24 protein-coding genes are annotated in these 25,893 nt (G+C 39.7%); 16 read left to right on the forward strand and 8 right to left on the reverse strand.

Going from position 1 to position 25,893, the window contains the following annotated elements:
- Positions 1–32 precede the first annotated feature (32 nt).
- From H6G76_RS17910 to H6G76_RS17980, 15 genes are all read left to right on the forward strand, one after another.
- Positions 33–884 carry a phytanoyl-CoA dioxygenase gene (locus H6G76_RS17910; RefSeq protein ID WP_190703319.1) on the forward strand — a complete coding sequence of 284 codons (852 nt, stop codon included), beginning with the start codon at positions 33–35 and terminating at the stop codon, positions 882–884.
- A 21-nt stretch (positions 885–905) separates the two neighbouring features.
- Complete coding sequence (locus tag H6G76_RS17915) at positions 906–1,748, forward strand: phytanoyl-CoA dioxygenase family protein (protein ID WP_190703322.1); 843 nt, start codon at positions 906–908, stop codon at positions 1,746–1,748.
- A gap of 34 nt (positions 1,749–1,782) precedes the next feature.
- Positions 1,783–2,352 (forward strand): dTDP-4-dehydrorhamnose 3,5-epimerase, encoded by a 570-nt coding sequence (rfbC, locus tag H6G76_RS17920; RefSeq protein ID WP_190703325.1) that lies wholly within the window; start codon positions 1,783–1,785, stop codon positions 2,350–2,352.
- Positions 2,353–2,410: 58 nt separating this feature from the next.
- On the forward strand, positions 2,411–3,724 hold the full coding sequence (locus H6G76_RS17925; RefSeq protein ID WP_190703328.1) for an NAD(P)H-dependent oxidoreductase: 1,314 nt from the start codon (positions 2,411–2,413) through the stop codon (positions 3,722–3,724).
- Positions 3,725–4,092: 368 nt separating this feature from the next.
- Positions 4,093–5,169 carry a glycosyltransferase gene (locus H6G76_RS17930; RefSeq protein WP_190703331.1) on the forward strand — a complete coding sequence of 359 codons (1,077 nt, stop codon included), beginning with the start codon at positions 4,093–4,095 and terminating at the stop codon, positions 5,167–5,169.
- A 275-nt stretch (positions 5,170–5,444) separates the two neighbouring features.
- Positions 5,445–7,682 (forward strand): polysaccharide biosynthesis tyrosine autokinase, encoded by a 2,238-nt coding sequence (locus tag H6G76_RS17935; protein ID WP_190703333.1) that lies wholly within the window; start codon positions 5,445–5,447, stop codon positions 7,680–7,682.
- An 832-nt stretch (positions 7,683–8,514) separates the two neighbouring features.
- A complete protein-coding gene (gene hepC, locus H6G76_RS17940) occupies positions 8,515–9,252 on the forward strand; it encodes a heterocyst development glycosyltransferase HepC (protein ID WP_190703336.1) in 738 nt (245 codons plus the stop codon).
- Positions 9,253–9,492: 240 nt separating this feature from the next.
- On the forward strand, positions 9,493–11,343 hold the full coding sequence (gene hepA, locus H6G76_RS17945) for a heterocyst formation ABC transporter subunit HepA (RefSeq protein WP_190703338.1): 1,851 nt from the start codon (positions 9,493–9,495) through the stop codon (positions 11,341–11,343).
- 154 nt (positions 11,344–11,497) lie between these two features.
- Positions 11,498–12,337, forward strand: a complete 840-nt coding sequence (locus H6G76_RS17950) for a hypothetical protein (RefSeq protein ID WP_190703342.1) — start codon at positions 11,498–11,500, stop codon at positions 12,335–12,337.
- Position 12,338: 1 nt separating this feature from the next.
- Entirely contained in the window at positions 12,339–13,490 is a 1,152-nt protein-coding gene (locus H6G76_RS17955; RefSeq protein ID WP_190703345.1) for a glycosyltransferase family 4 protein, read from the forward strand.
- A gap of 227 nt (positions 13,491–13,717) precedes the next feature.
- Positions 13,718–14,719 (forward strand): glycosyltransferase family 2 protein, encoded by a 1,002-nt coding sequence (locus H6G76_RS17960; protein WP_190703348.1) that lies wholly within the window; start codon positions 13,718–13,720, stop codon positions 14,717–14,719.
- 24 nt (positions 14,720–14,743) lie between these two features.
- Positions 14,744–15,736 carry a glycosyltransferase family 2 protein gene (locus H6G76_RS17965; protein WP_190703350.1) on the forward strand — a complete coding sequence of 331 codons (993 nt, stop codon included), beginning with the start codon at positions 14,744–14,746 and terminating at the stop codon, positions 15,734–15,736.
- 201 nt (positions 15,737–15,937) lie between these two features.
- Positions 15,938–17,140, forward strand: coding sequence for a glycosyltransferase family 4 protein (locus H6G76_RS17970; RefSeq protein WP_190703353.1), 1,203 nt, complete (start codon positions 15,938–15,940; stop codon positions 17,138–17,140).
- Complete coding sequence (locus H6G76_RS17975) at positions 17,058–17,999, forward strand: glycosyltransferase family 2 protein (RefSeq protein WP_190703355.1); 942 nt, start codon at positions 17,058–17,060, stop codon at positions 17,997–17,999. Before H6G76_RS17970 ends, H6G76_RS17975 begins: the two co-directional genes overlap by 83 nt.
- Positions 18,000–18,071: 72 nt before the next feature.
- Positions 18,072–19,505: an O-antigen ligase domain-containing protein gene (locus H6G76_RS17980; RefSeq protein WP_190703358.1), complete on the forward strand. Its 1,434-nt coding sequence runs from the start codon at positions 18,072–18,074 to the stop codon at positions 19,503–19,505.
- Positions 19,506–19,566: 61 nt separating this feature from the next.
- On the opposite strand, the gene H6G76_RS17985 is transcribed toward H6G76_RS17980, so the two are convergent.
- Positions 19,567–20,661 (reverse strand): chlorophyllase/cutinase-like alpha/beta fold protein, encoded by a 1,095-nt coding sequence (locus H6G76_RS17985; protein ID WP_242056447.1) that lies wholly within the window; start codon positions 20,659–20,661, stop codon positions 19,567–19,569.
- Positions 20,662–20,886: 225 nt separating this feature from the next.
- On the opposite strand from H6G76_RS17985, the gene H6G76_RS17990 reads away from it, so the two are divergent.
- Complete coding sequence (locus H6G76_RS17990) at positions 20,887–21,621, forward strand: phosphoadenylyl-sulfate reductase (RefSeq protein WP_190703361.1); 735 nt, start codon at positions 20,887–20,889, stop codon at positions 21,619–21,621.
- A gap of 196 nt (positions 21,622–21,817) precedes the next feature.
- On the opposite strand, the gene H6G76_RS17995 is transcribed toward H6G76_RS17990, so the two are convergent.
- The 7 genes from H6G76_RS17995 to H6G76_RS18025 form a co-directional block, all read right to left on the reverse strand.
- Positions 21,818–22,180 carry a hypothetical protein gene (locus H6G76_RS17995; RefSeq protein ID WP_190703364.1) on the reverse strand — a complete coding sequence of 121 codons (363 nt, stop codon included), beginning with the start codon at positions 22,178–22,180 and terminating at the stop codon, positions 21,818–21,820.
- 210 nt (positions 22,181–22,390) lie between these two features.
- Positions 22,391–22,582, reverse strand: coding sequence for an HNH endonuclease (locus tag H6G76_RS18000; protein WP_190703385.1), 192 nt, complete (start codon positions 22,580–22,582; stop codon positions 22,391–22,393).
- Positions 22,583–22,628: 46 nt separating this feature from the next.
- A complete protein-coding gene (locus tag H6G76_RS18005) occupies positions 22,629–23,453 on the reverse strand; it encodes a ThiF family adenylyltransferase (protein ID WP_190703367.1) in 825 nt (274 codons plus the stop codon).
- Positions 23,441–24,037 carry a Mov34/MPN/PAD-1 family protein gene (locus tag H6G76_RS18010; RefSeq protein WP_190703370.1) on the reverse strand — a complete coding sequence of 199 codons (597 nt, stop codon included), beginning with the start codon at positions 24,035–24,037 and terminating at the stop codon, positions 23,441–23,443. Before H6G76_RS18010 ends, H6G76_RS18005 begins: the two co-directional genes overlap by 13 nt.
- A gap of 2 nt (positions 24,038–24,039) precedes the next feature.
- A complete protein-coding gene (locus tag H6G76_RS18015) occupies positions 24,040–24,762 on the reverse strand; it encodes a prokaryotic E2 ligase family D protein (protein WP_190703373.1) in 723 nt (240 codons plus the stop codon).
- A complete protein-coding gene (locus H6G76_RS18020) occupies positions 24,759–25,487 on the reverse strand; it encodes a hypothetical protein (RefSeq protein ID WP_190703376.1) in 729 nt (242 codons plus the stop codon). The genes H6G76_RS18015 and H6G76_RS18020 overlap by 4 nt, the downstream gene beginning before the upstream one ends.
- A gap of 43 nt (positions 25,488–25,530) precedes the next feature.
- Positions 25,531–25,893, reverse strand: a complete 363-nt coding sequence (locus H6G76_RS18025; RefSeq protein WP_313934792.1) for a hypothetical protein — start codon at positions 25,891–25,893, stop codon at positions 25,531–25,533.

Below are 25,893 nucleotides of genomic sequence, written 5' to 3' on the forward strand. Positions count from 1 at the left end.
AAATTAATTATTAAATTAGGTATTGATTATCTATGATTGACCGCATTCAAAGTAGCTTTTCTGCAGTACAACATGAGTTAAATTATCAACGTAAAATCTGGCAACATAGAAAAAATTTACCTATATTAGAAAAACGCGATCGCCAAATTATTGATACTCTCAATCGTGATGGCATTTATATTACTAACCTGGCAGATTTAGGTATTGACTGCACAGCAGAATTACTAAATGCTGCATCCAAACTATTACCAAACATGGGCAAAACTAATTATAACGTTGCCCAACAAAATCATCCAGAAATCTATATAGTGACGGATATCCCAGCATTTTATGATTGGGGCAGACAACCAAGGTTATTAAATATTCTCGAAAACTACATCGGTCTTCCAGTTGCTTATCATGGTGTACATTTACGCAAAGACTTTCCTAACGAAAGTCAGTTTGCAACATTACTTTGGCATCGAGATATAGAAGATCGCAAAATTCTCAAAATTATAGTGTATTTAACTGATGTAGAAGAGAAGCATGGGCCTTTTGAATACGTACCTTTAGCTTTAACTTCTAAGTATCAATTAAATTATTATCGCATCCAAGCTCAAATTAATAATTCAGGTGGAATCGACGATAAAACACTCAACCAAATTATTCCGAAATCAGCGTGGAAATCTTGCCCAGGGCGAGCCGGTACAGTGATTGTGGCAGATACTAGAAAGCTTTTACATCACGGTACTCTCCGTACAGAAGAACGTTCAACCTTATTTTTTGCCTACACAGCTAATCCGCCTAAGCAACCACATCTTTGTACTCACTATTGGGATAATACCTATCCCAGACCAACAGTTGAAGAGATTGCAGAGGTAAAAGTAGGCACATTATCTAACTAAAAACTATCAGGAATTTATGCCATGCTAAACACAATTAAAGGCAAAATGGCAACACTTAATTCAGAGTTAGCTTATAGAATAAAACTCTGGCAATATGCTCCTAATTTGCCTACGCTAGAAAAAAGCGATCGCATAATTGTTGACACTCTCAAACGGGAAGGTGCTTATGTAACGACACTCGCCGACTTAGGCTTACCATCCACTCCAGAAATGCTACAAACTGCTTATCATCAATTAGATAGAATGGCAGTTGTAAATAACTCTGATGTTGCCCATAAACTCCCAGAAATTTATACAGTTACAGATTTACCACAATTTTTTAATTGGGGACGGGAAAATAGACTATTAAAGATAGTAGAAAATTACCTAGGTTTACCTGTCGCTTTTCAAGGTGTACATTTACGTAAAGACTTTCCTAATGAACACCAATTCGGCACATTGTTATGGCATAAAGATTCCGAAGACCGCAAAATGGTTAAGGTAATTATTTATCTCAACGATGTCGAAGAAAAGCATGGGCCATTTGAGTATATTCCTTTATCTTTAACATCATTTCCTAACTTAAATTCCTATCGAATTGACTACCAACTTCGCAAGTCAGGCTATTTAGGAATCAGCGATGAAGAAGTAGAAAAAATTATTTCTAAATCAGCTTGGAAATCTTGTCCAGGCCCAGCAGGTACAGTTGTGATTGCAGATCCTAGAACGGCTCTACACCACGGTACTCTCCGCACAGAAGCAAGGTCAGCACTATTTTTTGTCTATACCGCTAACCCACCTAAACGACCAGAACTTTGTACTCAATACTGGGATGATACTTTTGCTAAACCAGAGATAAATTCTGTTATAGAGGCTAGAGGCTAGTTTTTTGTCATCAACATTTTTATAGAGGTAATTCATGATTTTCACCACTACATCACTTCAAGATGCTTACATTATTGATTTAGAAGAAAGGAAAGATCATCGCGGTTTTTTTGCCAGATATTTCTGCGCTCAAGAATTTGAAGCTCACGGTTTAAAGCCAGTAGTAGCTCAATGTAACTTATCTTATAACTATAAAAAAGGCACTCTGCGGGGAATGCACTATCAACTCCAACCCGCAGCCGAAACAAAATTAGTTCGCTGCACAAAAGGTGCTATTTATGACGTAATTATTGATATGCGTCCTGACTCACCTACCTTTTTACAGCATATTGGTGTTGAACTAACCGCAGAGAATCGTCGGGCTTTGTATGTACCAGAAATGTTCGCTCACGGCTATCAAGCACTAACAGATGATGCAGAAGTAATCTATCAAGTTGGTGAGTTTTATACCCCAGGATATGAGCGAGGTCTGCGTTATAATGACCCATTCTTCAATATTGAATGGCCTTTAGAAGTGACAGAAATTTCTGAAAAAGATTTGACTTGGCCACTGTTGAGTATGATGCGTGTAGGAGAGCCTGAAACAGTATCGGTAAGCCTATAGTTGTCAACTTCGATAGTCTCAATATTGAAAAATTACTAAGAGCAATCAGAGGAAATTCATGATTATTATTGATAATGCTTTAAAAGCTCGTGCTGCGGCTGGAAATCCTATCAAAGTTGGTATGATTGGTGCTGGCTTTATGGGTAGAGGTATTGCTAACCAAATTATTAATTCTGTTCCGGGAATGCAATTAGTTGCTATCTTCAACCGGAGTATTGATGGTGCTAAACGAGCTTATACAGAAGCTGGTATTGAAGATATTCAAGTTGTGAACACTGTCAGCGATTTAGAAGATGCGATCGCAAGTGGTAAATACGCCGTCACAGACGATGCTAATGTAATCTGTCAATCTGAAAGTATCGAGGCGATTATTGAAGTTACTGGCGCAGTGGAGTTTGGCGCGCATATCGTTATGGAAGCGATCGCCCATCGCAAACATATAATCATGATGAATGCGGAACTCGACGGTACAGTAGGCCCCATCCTAAAAGTTTATGCTGACAAAGCTGGCGTGATTCTCAGTGCTTGTGATGGCGACCAACCAGGCGTAGAAATGAACCTGTACCGATTTGTTAAAAGCATCGGTCTGACTCCATTGTTGTGCGGTAACATCAAAGGTTTGCAAGACCCTTATCGCAACCCGACAACCCAAGAAGGATTTGCTAAACGTTGGGGACAAAAAGCCCACATGGTGACTAGCTTTGCTGATGGTAGCAAAATTTCCTTTGAACAGGCGATCGTTGCTAACGCCACTGGGATGAAAGTCGCCAAGCGCGGAATGCTCGGTTATGACTTCACAGGTCATGTTGATGAAATGACCAATATGTACGACGTTGACCAACTCAAAGAACTAGGCGGGATTGTTGATTATGTAGTCGGAGCTAAACCCGGCCCTGGTGTATTTGTCTTCGCTACCCACGACGACCCCAAACAACGCCACTACCTCAACCTCTACAAATTAGGTGAAGGCCCTCTCTATAGCTTCTATACTCCTTATCACCTCTGCCATTTTGAAGTTCCTTTATCTGTAGCTCGTGCTGTTCTATTCCGCGATGCTGTGATGGCTCCCATTGGCGCGCCATTGGTCGATGTAGTTACCACAGCCAAAATTGACTTAAAAGCCGGGGAAACCTTAGATGGTATTGGCTACTACATGACCTACGGCCAATGTGAAAACTCCGACATCGTACAAGCACAAAAACTTCTACCGATGGGTTTAGCAGAAGGCTGTCGTCTCAAACGAGATATTCCTCGTGATCAAGTGCTAACTTACGATGATGTAGAGTTACCTGAAGGTAGACTTTGCGACCAGTTACGTGCTGAACAAAACGCTTATTTTGCGCCTGAAAAAGTTCTCGCATCGGTTGGTTAATATTTAGTTGTCTTAAATTACTTGTGAATAACAAGATCCCCGACTTCTTAAAGAAGTCGAGGATCTAAATCTTTCGATATTTTCAACCACATCTTTGGCTCAAGATGTGGTGAATTTTTGTCTGCTTAACGCTACTTCAAGGCAGATTATATTCCTAGGAAATGGATTTTAATCTAACAATGTATTTTGTAAAACATTAAATATTTCAAATATTTTTATAGCATTAAAAATAAAATAAATATTCCAAAAAGTATCTTGGCTAACTAACAATTTGTTTGTGAAATTTTATAGTGCTAAACACTAAAGTTTTAGCAGTGCTTGACTAAAATTTTTAAGCGCAAAATTCAGCAGCACTTGGAATAAAAATTATGAAAATTGCTCTAGTCCATGATTATTTAACGCAGCGTGGTGGGGCGGAGCGCGTATTTGAATTACTATGTAGACGCTACCCCCAGGCAGATGTTTTTACTTCTTTGTACGACCCGCAAAAAACTATTGATATGGGTGAGCGGATAGTCAACACAACTTTTTTACAAAAAATTCCGGGTGCAGCCAAATATTTTAGAATGATGGCTCCTCTTTACTTTCCTGCTTTTCGGGCTTTGGAATTGCAAGATTATGACTTAATTATTAGCAGCAGCACTAGCTTTGCTAAAGCTGTTCGTAAGCGTCCTGATGCTTACCATGTTTGTTTTTGTCATAATGTAACTCGCTTTTTGTGGGATACAGAAACTTATTTACGCGAGTATGGAGATTATAGATATTTTGCGCCTTTAATTGAACAAATTTTCCAATTAATGCGTAAAGTAGATATGAAATATGCTCAAGAACCTGACTTGTATATTGCTAATTCCAGCGTTGTAGCGAAAAGAATCCAACAGATTTATGGTAAACAAGCAATTGTAATTAACTATCCAATTGATACCAGTAAATTTATTTATTCGGATACCAAAGAAGATTATTATTTAGCATCGGCAAGGATGATCAGCTATAAGCGGCTAGATATCATTGTCGAAGCGTTTAATTGGTTAGGATGGCGGTTATTAATCTCTGGTAATGGCCCGGAACAAGAACGCCTTCAAGCTAAGGCAATGAGCAATATTGAATTCTTAGGACACGTAAGCGATCGCCAACGTAAAGACTTATTTGCTAAAGCCAAGTCGATTATCGTTGCAGCCTTAGAAGACTATGGATTAGTCCCGGTAGAGGCGAATGCCAGTGGTACGCCAGTTATTGCCTATGGCGCAGGTGGCGTGTTAGATACCCAAATACATGGCAAAACTGGAGTCTTTTTTAGCAGGCAAACACCAGACTCTTTGCAAGCTGCACTATTAGAGTCCGGACAAATCACTTGGAATTATGAAAATATTCGTAATCATGCAGTAAATAATTTTTCGGAACAAGTATTTTTTAGGAAGGTTGAACAAGTTATTGGCCAAATTTAACTCCTTACGGAGAGGGTACGGGGAAACGGGGCAGGAGGCAGAGGTGAGGAAATAACAGTAAAATTTCTCCCTTGCTCCCTGCGCCTGATCTCCACTGCTTCTTCTCCCACTCCCAATACAGTTCGGATAAGCATTTTGAACTCAGAATTGGTTTGGGTTAAAGGTTTTTTCTTCCCCTTTCCCCCTTCGCCTTTCCCCTTTAACCGAACCGTATTGCTCCCACTCCCTACTCTCCATTCCCTACTCCCTTCTTAATTAGTTAAAGGATAATAAACGTGGTTCAAACTAGTCTAAATCCCAGCCAGAATACAGTTGTTGACACAGAACCAGGTTATGGACAACTATTAGCAGTATTTATTCGTAGGTTTCCTTGGTTTCTAGGAGTATTTATTACTTCAATTGCTATGGCTGCAATTATGACTGCTAAGGCAAAACCCACCTATAAAAGCACAATGCAACTGCTGGTAGAACCTAACTATCAAGGTAAAAAAGAAGCAGCAGGTGGGGTAGAAAATGAGTTTACAGAACCGAATGTTGAGATAGACACAGCCACTCAGTTAAATCTGATGCAGAGTTCGGGGCTGGTTCAAAAGGCGGTTGATAAACTTCGTCCACAATATCCAGACATCACTATAGGTGATATCAAGGGCGCGTTAGCTTTAAGTCAGTTACGAAGCAAAGAAGATAATGTCGCCACAAAAATTTTCCAAGTAGACTACACCGATATAGACCCAGACAAAACCCAAAAAGTTCTGATGGCTATTCGAGAAGTTTATGTGGAATATAACAAACAACAGCAGGATGCTCGTCTGCAAAAAGGTCTGCAAGTTATCCGCGAACAGTTAAGTAAGGCCAGTGAAGAGGTGAATGCAGCTGAAACTAACCTGCAAAGATTCCGCCGCAACCAAAATTTAATCGACCCTGTAGCTCAAGCCAAAGCCCTGGAAGATAGTTTGAATACTGTTGAGCAAGAACGGCGAACAACTCGCGCTCAATATCAAGAGGCTTTAGCAAGGCAAAAATCTTTAGAAGAACAACTAAATCGTTCTCCTCAAAATGCTTTAGTTGCTTCTCGTTTAAGTCAGTCTGCTCGTTACCAAGGCTTACTCAACGAAATTCAAAAAACAGAACTAGCACTAGCGCAAGAACGTTTACGCTTCACTGATGAAACTCCTAATGTCCAGAAGTTGCAAGAACAACTCCGCAGTCAGAAGGAACTATTACAACAAGAAGTAGGTAGGACTTTAGGTGCAAAATCAGCAGGAGTAGCCAATGTTAATTCCAGAGATTCTCTTTTAGAGCAAGGCCAGTTTGGTGCAATTGACCTAAATCTTGCCAGCCAATTAGTAGACACTCAAACAACTATAGTTGCATTGAGCGCGCGAGATCAGACTCTAGCGCAGAAAGAAACGCAATTACGTTTAGAAATTAAACGCTTCCCGCCTTTGTTGGCTTATTACAATCGCATTCAACCACAGCTACAATTCAGTCGAGAAAGGTTAGAACAGCTTTTGAGAGCTGAACAGCAACTACGGCAAGAATTAGCTAAAGGTGGATTTAACTGGGAAGTTGTAGAAGAACCTCACAAAGGCGCACAACTAGGCCCCAACCTCCAACAAAATCTTTTGTTAGGTGCAGTAGTGGGTTTGATGTTGGGTGGTATTGCTGCCTTTATTCGTGAAGCATCTGATGATGCTGTACATACAACTGCTGAATTAGAGAAGCAAGTAGCTTTGCCTTTGTTGGGAACAACGCCAAAACTACCACCTGCCAAAGCCAGAGATTCAATTATTAAACTACCTTTTGGGAAGCCAGAAACATCTGCACCTTGGACAATTCAGGTGTTACAGTCTCCGCCACGTTGGGAATCGTTGGATCTGATTTACAAAAATATTGAACTGCTCAATACTGTTAGCAGCTTAAAATCTTTGATGATTACTTCGGCTTTACCAGATGAAGCCAAGTCAGGTATGGCGTTGGGTTTGGCGATGAGTGCGGCTCGTTTACATAAACGTGTATTACTTATTGATGCTAACTTACGCGATCCCAGGTTACATGAACAGCTAAATCTTCCCAATGAGCAAGGACTTTCAACTTTATTAGCTAGCGAGGTTGCTTTACCGAATCAAGTTGGTATTCACTCTTTAGGTTCAGCTTACATTGATATTTTGACGGCTGGCCCTAAACCTGCTGATCCTGCTCATCTATTGAGTTCTCCACGTATGATGCAATTGATGAGAGCATTTGAAGAAAATTATGATTTGGTACTAATAGATGCTCCAGCAGTGTTAGGGTTGGTAGATGCGATATTGACAGCATCCTCTTGTCAAAGTGTGGTGTTAGTAGCCAGTATGGGTATTGTAACTCGCAACCAGCTGGCTCAAGCTACAGCTATGTTGAGTAAGTTAAACCTGATTGGGGTTGTGGCTAATGGAGTTTCTACCTCTGACAGTAGTTTTGTACAATATCCCAAAGAATACCGTTTGGCATTGAAACAAGCGGTAGAAAAATGATTTGAAATGTTGCAATGCAACGTTTTTACAAAAATTAGAGATAAGTGCGATCGCTCTTTTTTTGGATGCGATCGCATTTATTTTTTTTATATATATAGCAATCCTATTTGATTTACAAACTACTCTTAGGAGCAGGCAATAGAGAATAGGCAATAGGCAATATATTTGTTTGGCACTCATTTAGGGTTGCTATATTCCGGATAAACATATCATAATCAACTCATTTTACTGCCAATTATGAAATACATTTTCTTAATTTTTTATGTACATAAAAAACTTTTTTAATGTTAAAAATAAATCTTACTTACTAAGTCAAAACTCAGTATTTTTATAATACCTTTATAAATAATCTAATAAATTTCATTCTTTTTAAAGAATAAATAAAGAATTATTTTCAGTATATAGTTATTTCTACAGAGTCTTATATCCTAGAGATTACAGCCCGTTCCAAATAGCTAAAAGACAAAAGTGGACTAGTTTTCTTAGATTGTTCAAAAACATAGGTAGACGCAATACAACATATTTGCTAAGTATCAGCAACGAATAATAAACTGATTTAGTTTCAAACTTAGCCAATATGTATTATCCCTAACAAATAACGATACCTACAAAACTGTTCAAATTATTAATTGCTGTCTACCTATTTTCGACATCTTAACCGCAGCATAATTTTAAAGATGTGTACTTGCATAAGAAGCAAGTTGAAACAGCCTATTTTTGCACTCGGTCATCTACAAATTTTTAGAGCAAAAAAGATTCAGATCAAAGTCTTTGGCATGAATCGCCTTCGAGATTATCCCCGCAGTTTACTATAGTACTAATCCAAAGACAGATGACCACTTCACTATTTCGTACTCTACAGCCTTCTTATTCTTTAACCCAGCAACCCTCAGGCGAGCGCACTTCATACTGCACACTTCATTGGCGGCGGGGTCAGTTGTTGGTAAAGTCTTCCGGTAAAATTAAACAGCCATATTTACCAGCATTAGAAAACCAGCAATTATTAGTAAATTGCCTAGAACATTCTCCAATTAATTTAGTAAGTGTAGATCCTAAAATTGGTGAAACTTGGGTGGAGTTTTGGGCTGATGCTTGTGAACAAGCTCATAAGCCTATGTTTCTTTGCGGATCTTCTGAAAATTTGCTGTTTAAACAAAATAGCCAGCCTTGGGGATGGTTACTGCGACTAATAGATTGGACTGTGGTTTTAGTAATGCTGCTATTACTAAGTCCATTCATGTTGTTATTGGTAGCAATTTTACAAACTTCCTCACCAGAATCTATATTTTCTCGTGAGTGGTATGTAGGAGAACGAGGTAAACTCTTTCGAGCTATTAAGTTCTCTAGCACAGCAAAAAGTCGTTGGATGTGTAGATACGGCCTCGACAATCTACCACAATTATTTAACGTGCTACGGGGTGATATGAGCCTTCTTAGCCCTCATGCTTGGACTTTAGAAGCCGCAGTGAAATTGAGTTTAGAAGAACAACGGCAATTCAATCAACTACCAGTAATTACGAGTTCGTGGGAAGTCCCAGCAGAATCTAAATTAATAGTTAATAACCCCTAACTATTAATTGGACTAATTGCTCTCTATGTTCAGTCTACAGTTTATACACAAGTCTAATTACCCCCCTTTCCAAGGGGAGGGTTAGGGAGGGGTAATTCAAGAACTAGTAATGATTCAATCACTTGTGTGTACACAGCAGCTATGTTCAGTGCGGTTAATGAAATGATTCATTACCGCACTTAATTTAACAAAAATGACTACAACAACTTGTAACAGTTAGAAATATTTATTCTGAAACCTATGCAATCTAAACCTTCTAGACAACTACAAAATTTATTTAAAGCTAGTAGCTTCTGGAAAAATAATTATTTAATATTGCGAGAATTTAAGCATTTCCGCAAAGTTGCTGTTCTTGCTTTGGTATTTTCATTCTTAGCGGCAACATTTGAAGGTTTTAGTATTGGCTTTTTGCTGTCTTTTCTGCAAAGTCTCACCAATCCTAATGCTAAACCTATTCAAACTGGCCTTGAATGGTTTGATATTTGGATTTTAGCTGCTAATACATCAGCAATTAACAGACTATATCGGATATGTGGACTGATATTATTAAGTACTTGGCTCCGGGCTGGGTTCAATTACTTAGCTCACGTATACACAGAATTTGCCCAACTTCATTTAGCCGATCGCCTGCGGAAGCAAATTTTTGAACAACTGCAAAGTTTGCCCCTTAGTTACTTTGCTAAAACTCGTTCTGGTGAACTCATCAATACAATTACTACAGAAATTGAGCGCATTAAACAGTTGTTTAGTGGCACAGCTTTTTTAATGACTAGAGCTATAACTGCCACTGTCTACTTTATCTCGATGTTTTTGCTCTCATGGCAACTTTCGATTGCTTCTTTCCTCCTCTTCACCTTAGCAGGTGTAGCGTTATCAACTCTCAACGCCCGTGCTAGAGAAGCAAGTTTTAGCACTTCTATTGCTAACGGTAACTTTACCTCTACAGCTATAGAATTTATTAACGGAATTCGCACAGTTCAAGCTTTTAATACTCAAGGTTTTGAGCGCAAGCGTTTTTATGATGCTAGTGATAAAGTCATCAGTACTGCTAAAAAAGTTGTCTTAATTTGGGCTTCAGTCAGACCTCTAGCTGAAAGTATAGCGAGTACTATTCTGATCGGCATGATTATTTTTGCCTTTACAGTTTTTGTGGTAAATGGCAAACTCCAAGTCGCTTCTTTGCTAACCTTTTTCTTCGTGTTATTTCGAGTTGTACCTATTGTTCAAGATATTAATGGCACGAGAGCGCATCTTAGTACGCTTCAAGGAGCAGTAGACAATATTAAAGATTTAGTGACAACTGAGGATAAAACATATTTACGAAATGGCAAGCAGCAGTTTTCTGAGTTAAAACATTCTATTGATATTGTTTCTGTAGATTTTGGTTATGACCCCAATTATCTAGTGCTAAATAACGTTACATTAAGCATTGAAAAAGCTAAAACAACAGCATTAGTAGGGGCAACTGGCGCAGGTAAAAGTACATTAATTGATTTAATTCCGCGATTTTACGATCCTACAGATGGTCATGTAATGATTGATGGAATAGATGTTCAAAAATTTGACATCAATTCATTGCGACGTAAAATTGCGGTAGTCAGCCAAGACACATTTATTTTCAATACTTCGGTGTGGAAAAATATTGCTTATGGTACACCAGGAGCAACAACAGAAGAAATTCGAGAAGCTGCACGTTTAGCAAATGCGCTCGAATTTATTGAAGAAATGCCCGAAGGTTTTGATACGCAACTAGGAGATAGAGGCGTAAGATTATCTGGAGGACAACGCCAGCGAATAGCGATCGCGCGGGCTTTGCTACGTGACCCAGAGATTTTGATTCTAGATGAAGCCACAAGTGCATTAGATTCTGTAACTGAACGTTTGATTCAAGAATCATTAGAAAAGCTGTCTATTGGTCGAACAGTAATTGCGATCGCTCATCGTCTTTCTACCATCGCCAATGCAGATAAAGTTGTTGTTTTAGAACAAGGACGCATCGTTGAACAAGGTAAATATCAAGAACTTCTAGAGCTAAAAGGTAAGCTTTGGGAATATCACAAGACTCAGTATGAAATGGGGCAAGCCGGATAAAGATTAGGGTCTAGAGGCTAGGGGTTAGAGTCTAGCATTTTTTGCTCAGTTACTTATTGAATATGTAAGAAAAAACTCTTCCCCCTATCCAACAAAATTTACTCTAATTGGATTAGCAGTAAATTAATATTTTTATATTTTGGAGTTAAATTAAATGGTTAATTTAGGCTACCATTTTTCTAGGTTGCAAGGTAAAATTATTCGTAATATCTACACAAAATTTATTGGCAAAATTGGCACATTACCAATCAAACAAAATCGTCAAATTGATATCACTGTCTATTCATTTTCTTGTGAACGTGATTTACCAGAACAGGTAGCAAGCATTCGTTCATTTATCCGCAACATCGGTATACCAGAAAGATTTATTGTAATTTCTGATGGTAGCTATAGCGACTCTAGCTGTAAATTACTACGCCAAATTCATTCCTGCGTTGAAGTTATACCTTTTACTAAGCTGGTACGCCAAGATTTACCGCAATGTGTTACTAATTATGCCCAACTACATCCATTAGGTAAAAAACTAGCTGCCTTGATGTCAATTCCTGTAAGTGGAGCAACTATTTATACAGATTCAGATATTTTATTTTTCTCAGGTGGCATAGATTTAACTAATTTCACAAATTTCAATGACAAACTATGCCATTATTTGCCTGATTGCTCTGCTTCATTAGATGAGCGACTTATCTATGATGAAAGCGAAAAATTAAACCCAGTCAATGCAGGGTTCCTCCTCTTTAATCATGAATTAGATTGGAGTTTTGCAATTGAAAGGTTGACAAATATCCAAGACAACCCTATATATTTTACAGAACAAACAGTTGTACACTTGACTATTCATCGTAATCAGGGCAAACCTTTTTGTTCGCAAAAGTATATTCTGAATGTAGAAGACCAGTTCATTTATTCAGATAAATTTGCTAGTTCAAAAATTGCTTTAAGGCATTATGTCAATGATGTTAGGCATAAGTTTTGGTTGAACATCGGTCTGTAAAATGAGCAAAAACCTAACTGATACAACAATAATTCACCACTGTACTAACGCTAATATCAACGGCGGTGGAGGGATTGAAACTTATGTAGCTTCTTTAGTTGATTCGCAAATTAGCGAAGTCAGTGATTTTTCAAGACAAGAAGTTGTGCTACAACGCGTACTGAAGTCTATTAAAAAAGTAGATCAAAAGCAGTTCAAGTTGCTGCACATTCACGACCTAGAATTTTTAGCAGATTTACGAGAAGAATGTCCGGCAATATTTACCCTACACAATCACTCTGTTTACTGTCCTAGCGGTACAAAATATTTAGCAGAGCGCAACAAACTTTGCGATCGCCCCATGAATCCTGTAGGCTGTACCTGGGGTCATATAGTAGATGGTTGTGGTAGCCGCCGACCGCAAAATATTCTGCAAGATTGGTGGAACGCTTCTCAGCCTTTAGAAATACTCAAAAAGCTGAAAATTCCCGTCATTGCTAATAGTGATTATGTGCGTCAGCAAATCATTATGAGTGGCTTACCACCTGAACGAGTATTTACCCTGCGTTGTGGTGTTCAACAACCTAAGAATTCTACAGCACCTTTAACTAGAGTAATTCATCAAAAACAGCGAATTTTCTTTGCTGGTCGCATTGTTCCTTATAAAGGCATTGAATGGCTCATCAAAGCTTTAGCAAAGACCGAACCCCAAATCCATCTTGATATAGCTGGTGATGGATGGGGTAAGCCCAGTATGGAAAAATTAGCACATGAAATGGGGTTAAGCGATCGCATTACTTGGCATGGTTGGTGCAATGGTGAGAAGTTAGAAGCCCTTTATCAACAAGCGTTTGCTGTCGTTTTTCCTAGCCTTTGGCCAGAACCTGCTGGTCTTGTAACCTTAGAAGCTTACGCTCGTTATCGACCTATAATTGCTAGCGCTGTCGGCGGAATTCCTGAACACGTACAACCTGGCAAAACCGGGATTTTAGTGCCACCCAATAATGCCTTATATTTAGCTGTTGCCATCAATGAATTAGCAACAAACTATCAAAAAAGCAAAAGTATGGGCGAAGAAGGTCAGGCTTGGTTTCAGCAGGACTTCACTATTGATATTCACGTTCAACGGCTAGAAAAAATTTACGAAAGAACTATTGCTGAATTTCATGCTTGACACGAGAACAACAAAAACCGAATAAATTACACCAATTCTCTAAAATAAGGCAACTCCTTCAAACCTCGAAAGCAATACCATATTTGAAGAATTTTAATTGCGAACTGCGAATTGCGTTAGCGAAGCGGTAGCGAGCCTGCGAGCGTCATTGCGAATTGATATTACTTATCTCTGCATCTTCTGATTAATCGCTAATTTCTTTAATAATTAAATCATCTCAATCAATAATGGAAAGCCCAACACCAAAAATTGTAGTCATTACTCCTGTAAAAAATGAAGCCTGGATTTTAGAGCGGTTCTTATCAGTTACTAGCCAATTTGCTGATTACATTATTATTGCTGACCAAAATTCAACTGATGGTAGTCAGGCTATTTGCAAGAAATATCATAAAGTTATTTTAATTGAAAATAAATCAGAAAATTTCAACGAAGCAGAGCGACAGCTATTGTTAATTAAAGCAGCAAGAGATTTAATATCAGAGCCTAAAATTCTCTTAGCTTTAGATGCTGATGAAATATTAGCTGCTAATGCAACACAAACCCCTAGTTGGCAAACAATGCTGAAAGCCAAACCAGGAACAGTAATATGTTTTGAAAAACCAGATTTATTTGTCACAACTCATCAATGTATTAGAACTGGTATTCTTACACCTCTGGGCTATGTTGATGACGGAGCCGAACATCAACCACAATCTATTCATAGTGTGAGAATCCCAACACCTGAATATGCTCCGAGGTTGCATTTTCATGACATTAAAGTTTTGCACTATGGCGTAACTCGCTTAGATGCACACGCTGCAAAAATCCGGATGTATAGTGTCATCGAAAATGTATTAGAAGTTGGTAATCCTATTGGTAGGAGGTCACGTTATACCGCAAAACAGGATTACTTGAAACTCGGCAAGGTTGAACCTGCTCCTCAAGAGTGGTTTACAGGCTGGGAAGAAAAGGGCATTGATATGCACACAATTATCAAACATAAATATTACACTTACGACTTTGAAGTGCTGCGTTACTTCCATAAATATGGAGTACGTCGCTTTTGGATGGACGATATTTGGCAGCAGGATTGGGAAGCTTGTCGTCAGTATGCGAAATCCCAAGCAATGACTGATATTCCAGATGATGAAATTCCTAAACAATCTCAGATATTGACTTTAATCGCAAATCTTCTTGCTAAATCATATGCTCAGTTGCGAGCAATTTTAAGCTTTTTAAAACTGAGTTAGAAATTACAATTATTGTTGACATCTATGGATAGTAAAGTAAAAGAACCACTGGTCAGTGTGGTAATTCCTACATACAATCGACCAGAGTATCTTAAGCAAGCGATCGCCAGCGCAGTTAACCAAACTTATCAAAATATTGAAATTATTGTTTCTGATAATTGTAGCCCCGAAAATCCTCAAGCAATTATCGAATCTTTTAACGATTCTCGCATTAGATTGTGGCGACATCCAAAAAATATTGGGATGTTGCCTAATCAAATGCACGCCTTTAAAATGGCACGCGGTAAATATCTTGCCAGTCTCCACGATGATGATATGTGGAATGAGGATTTTGTCGCTAAACTCGTTTCCACTTTAGAAGCAGACCCAAATTTAATTTTGGCTTTTTGTGACCAATACATCATTGATAGTGATAGCAAAATTAATCATGTTGAAACTGAAAAAAATACACGCGGTTACAAGCGAGATATTTTAACAGCAGGCACTCACCAATCTTTTACCAAAATCGGTTTAGTTGATAAAAGTATTCCCACCGCCGCCTCTTGTTTAATTCGTAATGGTTTAATTGATTGGGATAGCATTCCCCAAGAAGTAGGCGGTATGTGGGATTTATATTTAACTTACCTCTGCTGTATTTCTGGTCATAGCGTTTACTATCATCCTGAAAGATTAACACGCTATCGTAACCATGAACAAACTGACACAATGCTCAGTGGCAGTAGAAATGCCATAGCTAAAATTCGCAAAGCACAGAGCGAAATATTTTGCTACAAAACATTCATGGAAGATAGCCGACTGCAAGAATTTCATGAATATTTTAAAGCTAAATGGTTAGAAGCGCATACAACATTAGGGATCGGTTTACTGCGGAATAAGCAAGTCACAGATGCCCGTCCTTATTTATGGCAAGCACTAAAAAAGCAGAAATTAAATTTCAGAACTTTAGTAGCACTGACACTCAGTTTTACTCCGCAACCATTAGCCCATCAATTGCTGGGAATAAATAGATCAGCATGAATATTTATCGTTAGTTGAATTACCCCCCTTAATCCCACGCCACTTGCTTCAAGTCGGGAAACCCGCCCAACGCAGTGGCTCCCCCTTATAAAGGGGGGAAACAAGAAAATCAGGTTCCCTCCCCTTTATAAGGGGAGGGTTAGGGAGGGGTAATACCAATGCTTAATTCATTTTTTCTATTCTTTATACTTATTAAAACTAATGAAACTTTGCATTGTTACCCACAAAGTCAAAAAAGGCGATGGTCAAGGAAGAGTAAACTATGAAGTTGCTCAAGAAGCAATTCGTCGTGGTCATCAGTTAACATTATTAGCCAGCGAAGTAGCACCAGAACTTGAGCAAAACAATAAAGTTAACTGGGTTCCTATTTCTGTTGATAGTTATCCGAGCGAGTTTATTCGTAACTTTATCTTTGCTTATAAAACTGCTGCTTGGTTGCAAAAAAATCGTTCCCAAATCGATTTATTAAAAGTTAACGGTGCAATTACAAAATTTGCTGCCGATGTCAATGCTGTGCATTTTGTACATAGTTCTTGGTTACGATCGCCTGTACATATTTCTCGCATTCGTCGGGATGCTTACGGTTTTTACCAATGGTTATACACTGCCTTAAATGCCCGGTGGGAAAAACAAGCTTTTCAACGCGCTAAAGTCGTTGTCGCTGTATCTGAAAAAGTTGCCCAAGAATTAATTAATATTGGCGTACCCCGCGATCGCATTCGGGTAATTGTCAATGGCGTAGATTTGCAAGAGTTTACCCCTGGTGTCGCCTCTCGCCAAAAATTAGGCTTACCAGAAAATGTAAATTTAGGATTATTTGCCGGAGATATCCGTACACCACGGAAGAATTTAGATAGCGTCTTACACGCCTTAGTGGAAGTTCCCGATTTACATCTAGCAGTGGTAGGGAGTACCGATGCTAGTCCTTTCCCACAGTTAGCGGCTGACTTAGGCATCAGCGAACGGGTACATTTTCTCGGCTATCGCCGTGATATTGCCGAAATTATGCGGGCAGTAGATTTATTCGTCTTCCCCTCTCGATACGAAGCTTGCACCTTGGTATTGTTAGAAGCCCTCGCCTCTGGATTGCCTGTGATTACTGCCACAGCCACCGGGGGTGCAGAGTTGGTAACACCTGAATGTGGGATTGTTTTACCAGATTCAGACAACATTGATGCCTTAGCCGCCGCCTTGTCATCTTTAGTAAGCGATCGCCCCCTGATGCAACAGATGGGTCAAGCCGCCCGCGCCGTCGCAGAACAACACAGTTGGTCAACTATGGCCCAAACCTATATGGATCTATTTGAGGAGTTACTTAAGAATGAAGAACACAGTTCTCATCCCGACCTATCGCCGTCCTCTAGATCTATCTCGTTGCCTTTCGGCACTGCAAGCGCAAACTAAACCAGTCGATCAAGTTATCGTGGTTGTTCGGGATACTGATGCAGACACCTGGAATTTTCTTGCAGAATTTTCCTTAAATAACCTGCCTTTGCAAACCGTCACCGTTACCCTACCAGGAGTAGTCGCTGCCCTCAACGCTGGACTCGCAGCCGTTGAGGGAGATGTTGTATCTATTACTGATGATGATGCTGCACCTCATCCTGATTGGTTAGAAAGAATTAACTCTCACTTTCTGGCCGATGCCAAAATAGGCGGTGTTGGTGGGCGTGATTGGATACATCAAGGCAGCAAACTAGAAGACGAATCTCGCGCCGTAGTTGGTAAATTACAATGGTTTGGCCGCATCATTGGCAACCATCACCTCGGAGTTGGCGAACCGCGTCCCGTGGATGTCCTCAAAGGTGTGAACATGAGTTTTCGCACCCAAGCGATCGCCAAATTACGCTTTGACGAGAGGATGCGAGGAACAGGCGCACAAGTACATTTTGAAATGGCATTCACCCTCGCCTTAAAACGTGCAGGTTGGCAAATGATTTACGACCCGCAAATTGCTGTTGACCACTATCCAGCACAGCGATTTGATGAAGACCAGCGCAATAATTTTAATGCGATCGCGCAAATCAACTTAGTCCATAATGAAACCCTAGTTTTACTAGAACACTTATCACCCCTACGCCGCATCATCTTCTGGCTGTGGGCAATTTTAGTTGGCACAAGAGACTGCTTTGGCTTCGTTCAATGGCTGAGATTTTTCCCCAGCCAAGGCAAACTCGCCACGCGTAAATGGTTAGCCTCTTGGCGTGGTCGCTGGCAAGGATGGCAGACATGGCAAAGCAATCCTAACTTCAAAATCAGCTAACACCAAACTCCGCGTAACCTCCGCGTTTGCCTTAGCGTTCCTCTGCGTTAAAAAAATATCAGGAAATGCACAGTGATATCTCAACCATTACTATTCAATAGCTTTTCACAAACCCCATTCTCACCACAAAAGCGATCGCTACAAGGTTGGATAGCAATTCTCAGCTTTGTATTGCTGAGTGTAGCCTGCTACTTTGCTGGGGCTGCTAGTATGTTGCGCCTAACTTATCCAGCGACAGCTTTAGTAGTCGCTATATTTTTATACTTGCGCCATCCGATTCTCTACATCGGTTTTACTTGGTGGATGTGGTTCCTCTCACCCTTAGTTGCTCGTTTAATAGACTATCGAGTTGGTTGGGATCCTACCCGCCAGATTCTCATTGCACCTTATTTAGTCGTATTTGTTACAATTGCAACCTTCTTACGACACTTTCCTAAAGCCTCTCGCCAGGGAGGTTTACCTTTTATATTGGCTGCCGTCGGCGTATTCTATAGTTTTCTCGTAGGATTAATTTATAATGCCCCAGTCCCAGTAGCACGCGGTTTACTAGACTGGCTGAGTCCAATTATTTTTGCTTTTCACTTATTCATGAACTGGCGGGACTATCCCAGCTATCGCCAGAATTTACAACGGACATTTTTTTGGTGTGTCTTGCTGACAGGTGCGTATGGGATATATCAATTTGTCGTTGCCCCTGAGTGGGATAGATTTTGGCTAATTGAATCAAAATTATTTACGAGTTCTGGCGACCCTGTACCATTTGGAATGCGCGTTTGGAGTACGATGCACTCAGTCGGGCCGTTTGGTGCAGTCATGCAAACCGGACTGCTATTGTTATTTACAACTTCTGGGCCGTTGATCATTCCTGCCTCAATTGTTGGCTACTTGTCGTTTTTGCTGTCCCAAGCCAGAAGTAACTGGGGAGGCTGGTTACTCGGCGTGATTATAATTATGGGTTCAGTCAAAGCCAAAATACAAATGCGCCTAATTGCGATCGTTGTGATTATGGCATTGTGCGTGATTCCCTTAACAACTATCGAGCCAATTTCTGAAGTCGTATCAGAACGGATAGAAAGTTTTTCTAATTTAGAAAACGATACTAGTTTTAAAGATAGATCGGGAAGCTATGACCGCAACCTGGGGGTAGCTCTTTCTAATGTTCTGGGTAATGGTTTGGGTAATATTTGGAAGGTCAACGAAAAAACAGGACAAATCGAAGTATTTGTGATTGATAGCGGTATTCTAGATATGTTTTTCACTCTTGGCTGGTTTGGAGCCATATTTTATTTAGGCGGATTAATTTTAATTCTGATCTCTGTGATGCAGTATAGCGAAGCTCGTTTTGATAGTTTCGTAAGTGCTGCCCGTGCAATTGGTATTGCCTCTTTCTCTCAACTAATCATTAGTAGCGGGATGTTAAGCGTATCGGGAATGATTTTATGGGGATTTTTAGCAATGGCAATGTCGGCACATAAATACTATCAGCATGAAAAAATTCGTAATTAACATCTTACGGTGATGCAAAAGTATTGGCGATCGCAATTCTTCACTACCTGGAAGAACAAACTTAACAATGTATTTCTTTCTTAACTAATTTTTGCTGACGTGTTAGCCGTAAACTTGTACCTACTGCCCCTAGTCCCAGTAAACATAATACAGAACTTGGTTCAGGTACAGATTTGGCAACGCTGGTCACATTAACATTTGAGTCTAACGCATCACCTGAGTTAAATACATAATCAAATGCTCCTTCGTCCTTGAGTACAGTTCCTCGTAAAAACAGCGCACTCCAACGAGCAATGGTTTCAATTCCTACATCTTGCTCTAGCGTTGGTCTAATAGACTCACGGATGAGATTGTCATCGTTGGTAATTCCATAATGGTTAGCACCAGGAATACTGATAAAAGCTTTCGGAGAATCTTGAATGCCAGCATATGTTAATACAGCATTAGAGGGACTTGCAACCCCATCCCGATTACCCTGAACTAGAGCCAGAGGGATACCATCATTCTCAACAATAATGCTTCCTGCACCGCTTTGGCCAATCCGGAAGTTAGTGCCATAAAATACACCTCCTTTTAATGCTTGGGGTCGAGTAAAACTACTAGTACATAAGGTAGGAAAACAGTTACCCTGAATTGCAGCTATCCCTACGGCTCCACCAAATGAATGTCCCAGCAAGACTAGAGTACTGGTGTCAACTGAATTAGCAATAGGTGATGAAAGTTGAGAATTTTCAGTTTTTATGTAAGTTAAAACATCATTTACTTGTTGTTGTTCAGTTAACAGCCCTGTCACTGCACCTGTCGGGCTAATTGCTGTTCTAAGGTGGTTAGGCACTACAACAACAAACCCATAACGTGCCACAGTGCTAGCAAACGTTGAGTAATCTGATTTATCAACCAGCGCACCCTGCAACAATAACGCAATGGGTAGTGAATTCTGCTGAGAATTTTTACCAGATAATACTGGGCGATAAATGTCAGCAGTATCTACACCACCGTCACTTCGAGGAATCTTAGTAGAGTAGCTGACTGCACTCTCAAACAGAGGTGCAGGGTTGAATGCAGCCGCAGTAGCACTTCGCTCTACTCCCAGAGTTATCATCAATACTCCAATTACAGCCATTGATGATTGTTTCTTTGAAGAGAGAAAATTCATGGCTTGATACCTCTTTAATATTGCCAACTTCGCATTAGTAAATTTTTTTGCTTACTAGTAACTGAAAATCGTATTTTTAAACGAGGTTATCATCACACGTTGTTTTCTACAACCTCTGTGTAATTTTTATTTTCTCTCCTCAATCAGTCTATTTTGGGCGAACTGGTATAAAGGCTGATTAAATTGGTAGAATTACAAGTCTGGAGAGAAGAGAACATTTAAGACATGGTAGTTGCTCATACGGACTTAAATATTGCCGCCCTAGAAGCAGAATACAGCCAGAAATCACCCAGGGAAATTCTGAAATTTGCCTTGGATAATTTTGATAATATGGCAATTTCCTTCAGTGGTGCTGAAGATGTGGTTTTGATTGATCTGGCTTCAAAAATTACCAAAGACTTCCGCGTTTTTACTTTAGATACCGGACGTTTGCACTCAGAAACATATCAGTTTTTGGATACAGTCAGAAAGCATTATGGAATTAAATTAGAAGTAATGTTCCCTGAGGCTGCGGAAGTGCAAGCCTTAGTAGAAGAAAAAGGATTGTTCAGTTTTTATCAAGATGGTCACAAAGAATGCTGCGCTGTCCGCAAGGTAAGACCATTACGCCGCAAATTGAATACCCTGGATGCTTGGGTAACAGGACAGCGCAAAGACCAAAGCCCCAGCACACGCAACCATATCCCTGTAATTGAAGTTGATACCGCCTTTTCTACTGAAGACCATCAGTTAATTAAGTTCAACCCCTTAGCAAACTGGTCTTCTGCCGAAGTTTGGGAATATATTCGTGCCTTAGAGGTGCCTTACAATAAATTGCACGAACGCGGTTTTATCAGTATTGGTTGCGAACCCTGCACCAGACCAGTATTACCCAACCAGCACGAACGCGAAGGCCGTTGGTGGTGGGAAGAGTCTACCGCTAAAGAGTGCGGTTTGCACATGGGTAACTTACAAAAATAGTAAGCTAATTGTAAGCGATCGCCTTTAGTATCAATTAGGGTGTGTTACGGCTATATAAGGATTTGGGAGTTTGAAAAATTCAGGGTTAGCCGTAACGCACCGCATTTCTCGGTGCGTTAAGCTTTGCTATAAAGCATCCTACTGGCGTGACTCAGGTATTGGACTGTAGACCGAATTTCTATAGAACTTAGTTCTATTATCTTTGTTGCTGTAGTCGCAGTTGCTCTTGTCGCAGTCTAAATTGCTGCCACCTTTGGTGTTGCAATTCGCTCGGTTGCAGCCTATGTTGTTCACGCTGCTGCTGTTGTTGTAATCGCAGTTGGTCTTGTCGCAATCTAAATTGCTGCCACAGTTGTTGAGATTGGCTATTTAATTCATTTGGCCTTTGCCTCAATACTTCTGGTTGCCTTCTTAAATTGTTTTGTTGTTGTTCTTGCTGTATTTGTCTTAATTGTTTTGGCTGCTGATTTTGGGTTTGAGAAATTAGGCTTTCTGCATGAGCAGAGGTATGAGTTAGCAAGCCCATGAGCAAGATAATAAATGGTAATTTAGATTTCATTATCAATTAATAAATTATCAATTTTTCATTACTCTAGCCAAAGCATAAAAGCTTTTTTGCCCACCAGAAAGAGCGTTTATTTAAAAATGATTAATTAAGTTCTGTTAGAGAATAAACGCTTAAATCCGATACCTATATTATATAAAATTCATATTTGAGTTTTGCAAAAAATCAGTAGGTAGGCTTTCTCAATGCGTCGGCAGAATTAAACTAAGCGATTCCCTCACGAGAACCGCTTGTCTTCAGAACCGGATGTGAGATTTTCACCTCATCCGGCTCCTCAATGGGTTGGTACTTGTCATGTACACTCCCCCCTACTGAAACATCTTCAGCAGTCTTTCGGTCGTGGCAGTGTTTGTGTAATAGCTGAAGGTTTTTGTATTCGTCCTGACCCCCTTTAATTCGGGCAGGGCTGTTTCATTCCACAAGGGCAAAAAGTTTGTCAATATCATTGAGAAATAACCTCAGTTGAGTTTGCCATTTGCTTTGACATTGCTTTGAGGTCAAAATAACTGGCGAACTTTTTCAACCCCCCAGTGAGGGTTAATTCTAGTAGATACTGGGCTGCGATCGCACTCGTCATTTTATTGACGAATAGTGATTGATAATTCCGTGCTTGAATTTCTGCACATGAAAGGTTGTTGTCGCTAAGTTCTTCTGGTTGAGGAACTAGCAGTTCTGGGTGAACCAGCACCGGGGAGGGAAGATGCAACCAGAATTGAGGTTTGTCTGGGTTATTAGAAGCTTGGACTATATCAAAATTAGAGTGCGTTCCAATTACTACTTGTCCAGAATAGTTGCTGTTTCCACAATCCAGCCAAAATAGTGATGCAGGCTCATTTGCACTGTTGATTTTAAGAACAGAGTGAATTTTGCTCCTGGCTGTGCTGTTATCTACACAGCCAATAATTACCGTTAGGGTATTCCACCAACTGGCCGTGCGAATCATGTCTTCTTCAAACCAGTCGCAAACAGCTGTAATCTCTATTCCATACTTGGCACTGCATCTTGCAGCTAATGTTTCTGCCTTTGGTAGCCCAATTTCAGCTTGTTGATAATTTTGGCGGCTGATATTGTTGAGTTCAACAGTATCGCCATCGACGATCGCAAAGTTAATTTCTTTCCTAGTGCGCTGGAGTTGCAGAATAATTCGACATAAATCTTCTGCAAGAAACCCGCCTGTTCCTCCTACTCCTACTAAAACAAAGTTGATACGAGTATGATTGCGAGGTAAGACGGGTAAAGCTTGTTGGTAAGTAGTTAATTCAAGCATTTTACCTGTGGCGGCAGTTCAAATATTTGATTGGGGTTGATGTCGAAGAAGTGATTGTATATCCCAATGCGGGTATAGATTGTGGGAATGGTATTCAGTGTGCCAATAATCGCAAACACTCGAAATTTGCCTTTTTCTTCCTGATTATCTGCACTTGAAGGATAGGCAGCTAGAGTTCCATGACTGTGCATTTCCACCAAGCTATTTGTATAGCTTTTATTGAGTGCGCTTTCTAAAGATAAGACGTGAGTAGAGGACGCAGTTTGCAGTGGTGTGTGACACCACCATTGGTTGTTTGTCACTCCCAAGTAGAATAGGATTTCCTGTTGGGGGTTGATACTGGCAGCATTGATAATCTCGGCGATCGCTTGGCAAGGAACTTTTGGGACTTTCAGACGAAAGTAGGGTTCAAGGGGTTGGAGTCCAGCGACTTGAGTTTGAGTTAGTTGCAAGCAAACCTCTAACTCGCGGCGGTGCGATCGCAAGAAAAGCCCATTTGCTGCCAGCCAGTATTCCTGGAGTTTTTGACTGTAAGGAGGAAAGTTATTACTTGTAGCGAGGTGATAACCGATAAAAGGATTCATGGCTAACTGAACAAATGATTGATAATGTCTTCTGGGGTTGTGACTTTCCAGCTATGAACGGGAACAAGGTCACTTGAAGGGTAGAATTTAGCTTTAGATTCGTGTAATTTGATTAGCTGATTGCAGATATTATCGGGATGAGTTTTTGACTTGCCTTGGGATAAGTCCTTGTTAAAAGGTGATTTCCAGAACAAATCCCAAACTTGGCTTATGGTTGCAGCATTGCACATACTGAGAGAATTTCCCCCAAAGCAAATACTAGAGTCGTCCCAAATATTAGGTAAAGGAGGCTTGTACAGTTGTGCGTCTGGTTTAAATACCCTCCCTTTAACTGCCCACAGGTAATATCTACTACCGCATCCAGCAAATAAGAATGCAGGCATTGGTACAGTAATTACTTCAGGTTCTTGTCTTATAATTTGAATTTGATATTTTTGGGGAGAGTAAAACTGAATAATGGCCTCTCCCTCTGGATTTTTACCCCACCAAATTGTGTTGCTAGAAAGCCATCCAGATGCGGCAGTTTTACTTGTGAAGGCTTTCTCTACTGCTTCAGGAGATAAGAATTTATATTTAGACTCTTTACCTTCGCGTTCGACTAAAATAAACTGTCCTTTGAGGATAATTAACTGCCCTAGTAAATTATCTTGGGGAATATTGGCCAGCAGGATTTGGGAGACATTTTCTAAGTGAATTATCGGTAATATATTTGTGTTTACATTCATGCTTTTGATGCTTGATTCCAAATTTTTACTGCTGCTTTTCGAGCAGAAATAGATGTTTCTAACAAATGGCTAACCTCATTTGATTTCTCCATCATCGAGACGGCTTCTTGCCATTTTTGAGCGAGAAATACAATATTCTCATAAGTCCATTCCAGCCAATCGCTTGTTTCACACGTAACATCTAGCCAAATATTTCCAGTTGAGTAATCTATAATTCGTATGGCTATATCTAAATATTGCAGGGGACTTTTGTAACGATGACATAGCTTTACGAATTTCTCGAAGTAAATTTCTTCTGCTGGAGCAATGTAGTCAGGAGTAAAACCAAAATTTAGTTTCCATTGGCTGATATTGTACCCTTGCCCCATTAATGACAGTAGGAATTTCTCCGAGTATACCAATTCCTCGAAATCTTCATTCCACCACTCAAGTCTTTCTGGCGAAACTAGAATACTATCACGTTCGGGATTAAACTCGATTTCATCGATATATTCTACTGGGAATAGATTTTCATTCACTAGGTTAATAAATTCAATTTCTCTATCGAGGTAAGCACTAGTTGGATGTGATTGTTTAGTAATAGGTATGGTTGATTCTAACCATTTCTCTGGAAATAATTTTTGATACAGGCTTAAAATATTTACTCGTTCGGAAAGATTTTCTAGGTAACTAACTGCTGTTAGACAAGTAATGGGTATTTTGAATAAGTGTATGTTGCCAAGCATAATGAATCAGCCGCTACGAGTTATAGCGGCTATAGATTTGTGATTACAGTACAGGATATTTACTCGTAATAGGAGGTTGCTGTTTAAGGCTTTGAGCTACTTTTTCGCTATAGGTTTCCCAAGATTGACCGAGCTTGATAGCTTTATCTATCTCAGGTTGTAAGGTAATTAAATTTTCGAGGCTAATTTGACTGTTTATCTCTAGAAGCTTTATCTGCCATCCTAACTTTAGTGCAGGATTTATTTCTTCATAACTATTTTTCAATTCTCTAAATAGACTTCCCTTAGTACCTGCTTTTTTTACTGGCTCTCCCAGAGTAACTATGGTAAAATAATATAAGAAAATTAAATAAAACTTAGATAATTTAGATTGGTTAATAGAGAAAACCCAAGCTATAAACCGAAT

Source organism: Nostoc sp. FACHB-152 (genome assembly GCF_014697475.1).
Taxonomy (GTDB): domain Bacteria; phylum Cyanobacteriota; class Cyanobacteriia; order Cyanobacteriales; family Nostocaceae; genus Nostoc_B.

What these genes read in the sequence shown, in the direction of transcription:
- H6G76_RS17910 (WP_190703319.1), top strand. Translation starts at nt 33, where the DNA reads ATGATTGACCGCATTCAAAGTAGCTTTTCTGCAGTACAACATGAGTTA.
- H6G76_RS17915 (WP_190703322.1), top strand. Translation starts at nt 906, where the DNA reads ATGCTAAACACAATTAAAGGCAAAATGGCAACACTTAATTCAGAGTTA.
- rfbC (WP_190703325.1), top strand. Translation starts at nt 1,783, where the DNA reads ATGATTTTCACCACTACATCACTTCAAGATGCTTACATTATTGATTTA.
- H6G76_RS17925 (WP_190703328.1), top strand. Translation starts at nt 2,411, where the DNA reads ATGATTATTATTGATAATGCTTTAAAAGCTCGTGCTGCGGCTGGAAAT.
- H6G76_RS17930 (WP_190703331.1), top strand. Translation starts at nt 4,093, where the DNA reads ATGAAAATTGCTCTAGTCCATGATTATTTAACGCAGCGTGGTGGGGCG.
- hepC (WP_190703336.1), top strand. Translation starts at nt 8,515, where the DNA reads ATGACCACTTCACTATTTCGTACTCTACAGCCTTCTTATTCTTTAACC.
- hepA (WP_190703338.1), top strand. Translation starts at nt 9,493, where the DNA reads ATGCAATCTAAACCTTCTAGACAACTACAAAATTTATTTAAAGCTAGT.
- H6G76_RS17950 (WP_190703342.1), top strand. Translation starts at nt 11,498, where the DNA reads ATGGTTAATTTAGGCTACCATTTTTCTAGGTTGCAAGGTAAAATTATT.
- H6G76_RS17955 (WP_190703345.1), top strand. Translation starts at nt 12,339, where the DNA reads ATGAGCAAAAACCTAACTGATACAACAATAATTCACCACTGTACTAAC.
- H6G76_RS17960 (WP_190703348.1), top strand. Translation starts at nt 13,718, where the DNA reads ATGGAAAGCCCAACACCAAAAATTGTAGTCATTACTCCTGTAAAAAAT.
- H6G76_RS17965 (WP_190703350.1), top strand. Translation starts at nt 14,744, where the DNA reads ATGGATAGTAAAGTAAAAGAACCACTGGTCAGTGTGGTAATTCCTACA.
- H6G76_RS17970 (WP_190703353.1), top strand. Translation starts at nt 15,938, where the DNA reads ATGAAACTTTGCATTGTTACCCACAAAGTCAAAAAAGGCGATGGTCAA.
- H6G76_RS17975 (WP_190703355.1), top strand. Translation starts at nt 17,058, where the DNA reads ATGAAGAACACAGTTCTCATCCCGACCTATCGCCGTCCTCTAGATCTA.
- H6G76_RS17985 (WP_242056447.1), bottom strand. Translation starts at nt 20,661, where the DNA reads ATGAATTTTCTCTCTTCAAAGAAACAATCATCAATGGCTGTAATTGGA.
- H6G76_RS17990 (WP_190703361.1), top strand. Translation starts at nt 20,887, where the DNA reads ATGGTAGTTGCTCATACGGACTTAAATATTGCCGCCCTAGAAGCAGAA.
- H6G76_RS17995 (WP_190703364.1), bottom strand. Translation starts at nt 22,180, where the DNA reads ATGAAATCTAAATTACCATTTATTATCTTGCTCATGGGCTTGCTAACT.
- H6G76_RS18005 (WP_190703367.1), bottom strand. Translation starts at nt 23,453, where the DNA reads ATGCTTGAATTAACTACTTACCAACAAGCTTTACCCGTCTTACCTCGC.
- H6G76_RS18010 (WP_190703370.1), bottom strand. Translation starts at nt 24,037, where the DNA reads ATGAATCCTTTTATCGGTTATCACCTCGCTACAAGTAATAACTTTCCT.
- H6G76_RS18015 (WP_190703373.1), bottom strand. Translation starts at nt 24,762, where the DNA reads ATGAATGTAAACACAAATATATTACCGATAATTCACTTAGAAAATGTC.
- H6G76_RS18020 (WP_190703376.1), bottom strand. Translation starts at nt 25,487, where the DNA reads ATGCTTGGCAACATACACTTATTCAAAATACCCATTACTTGTCTAACA.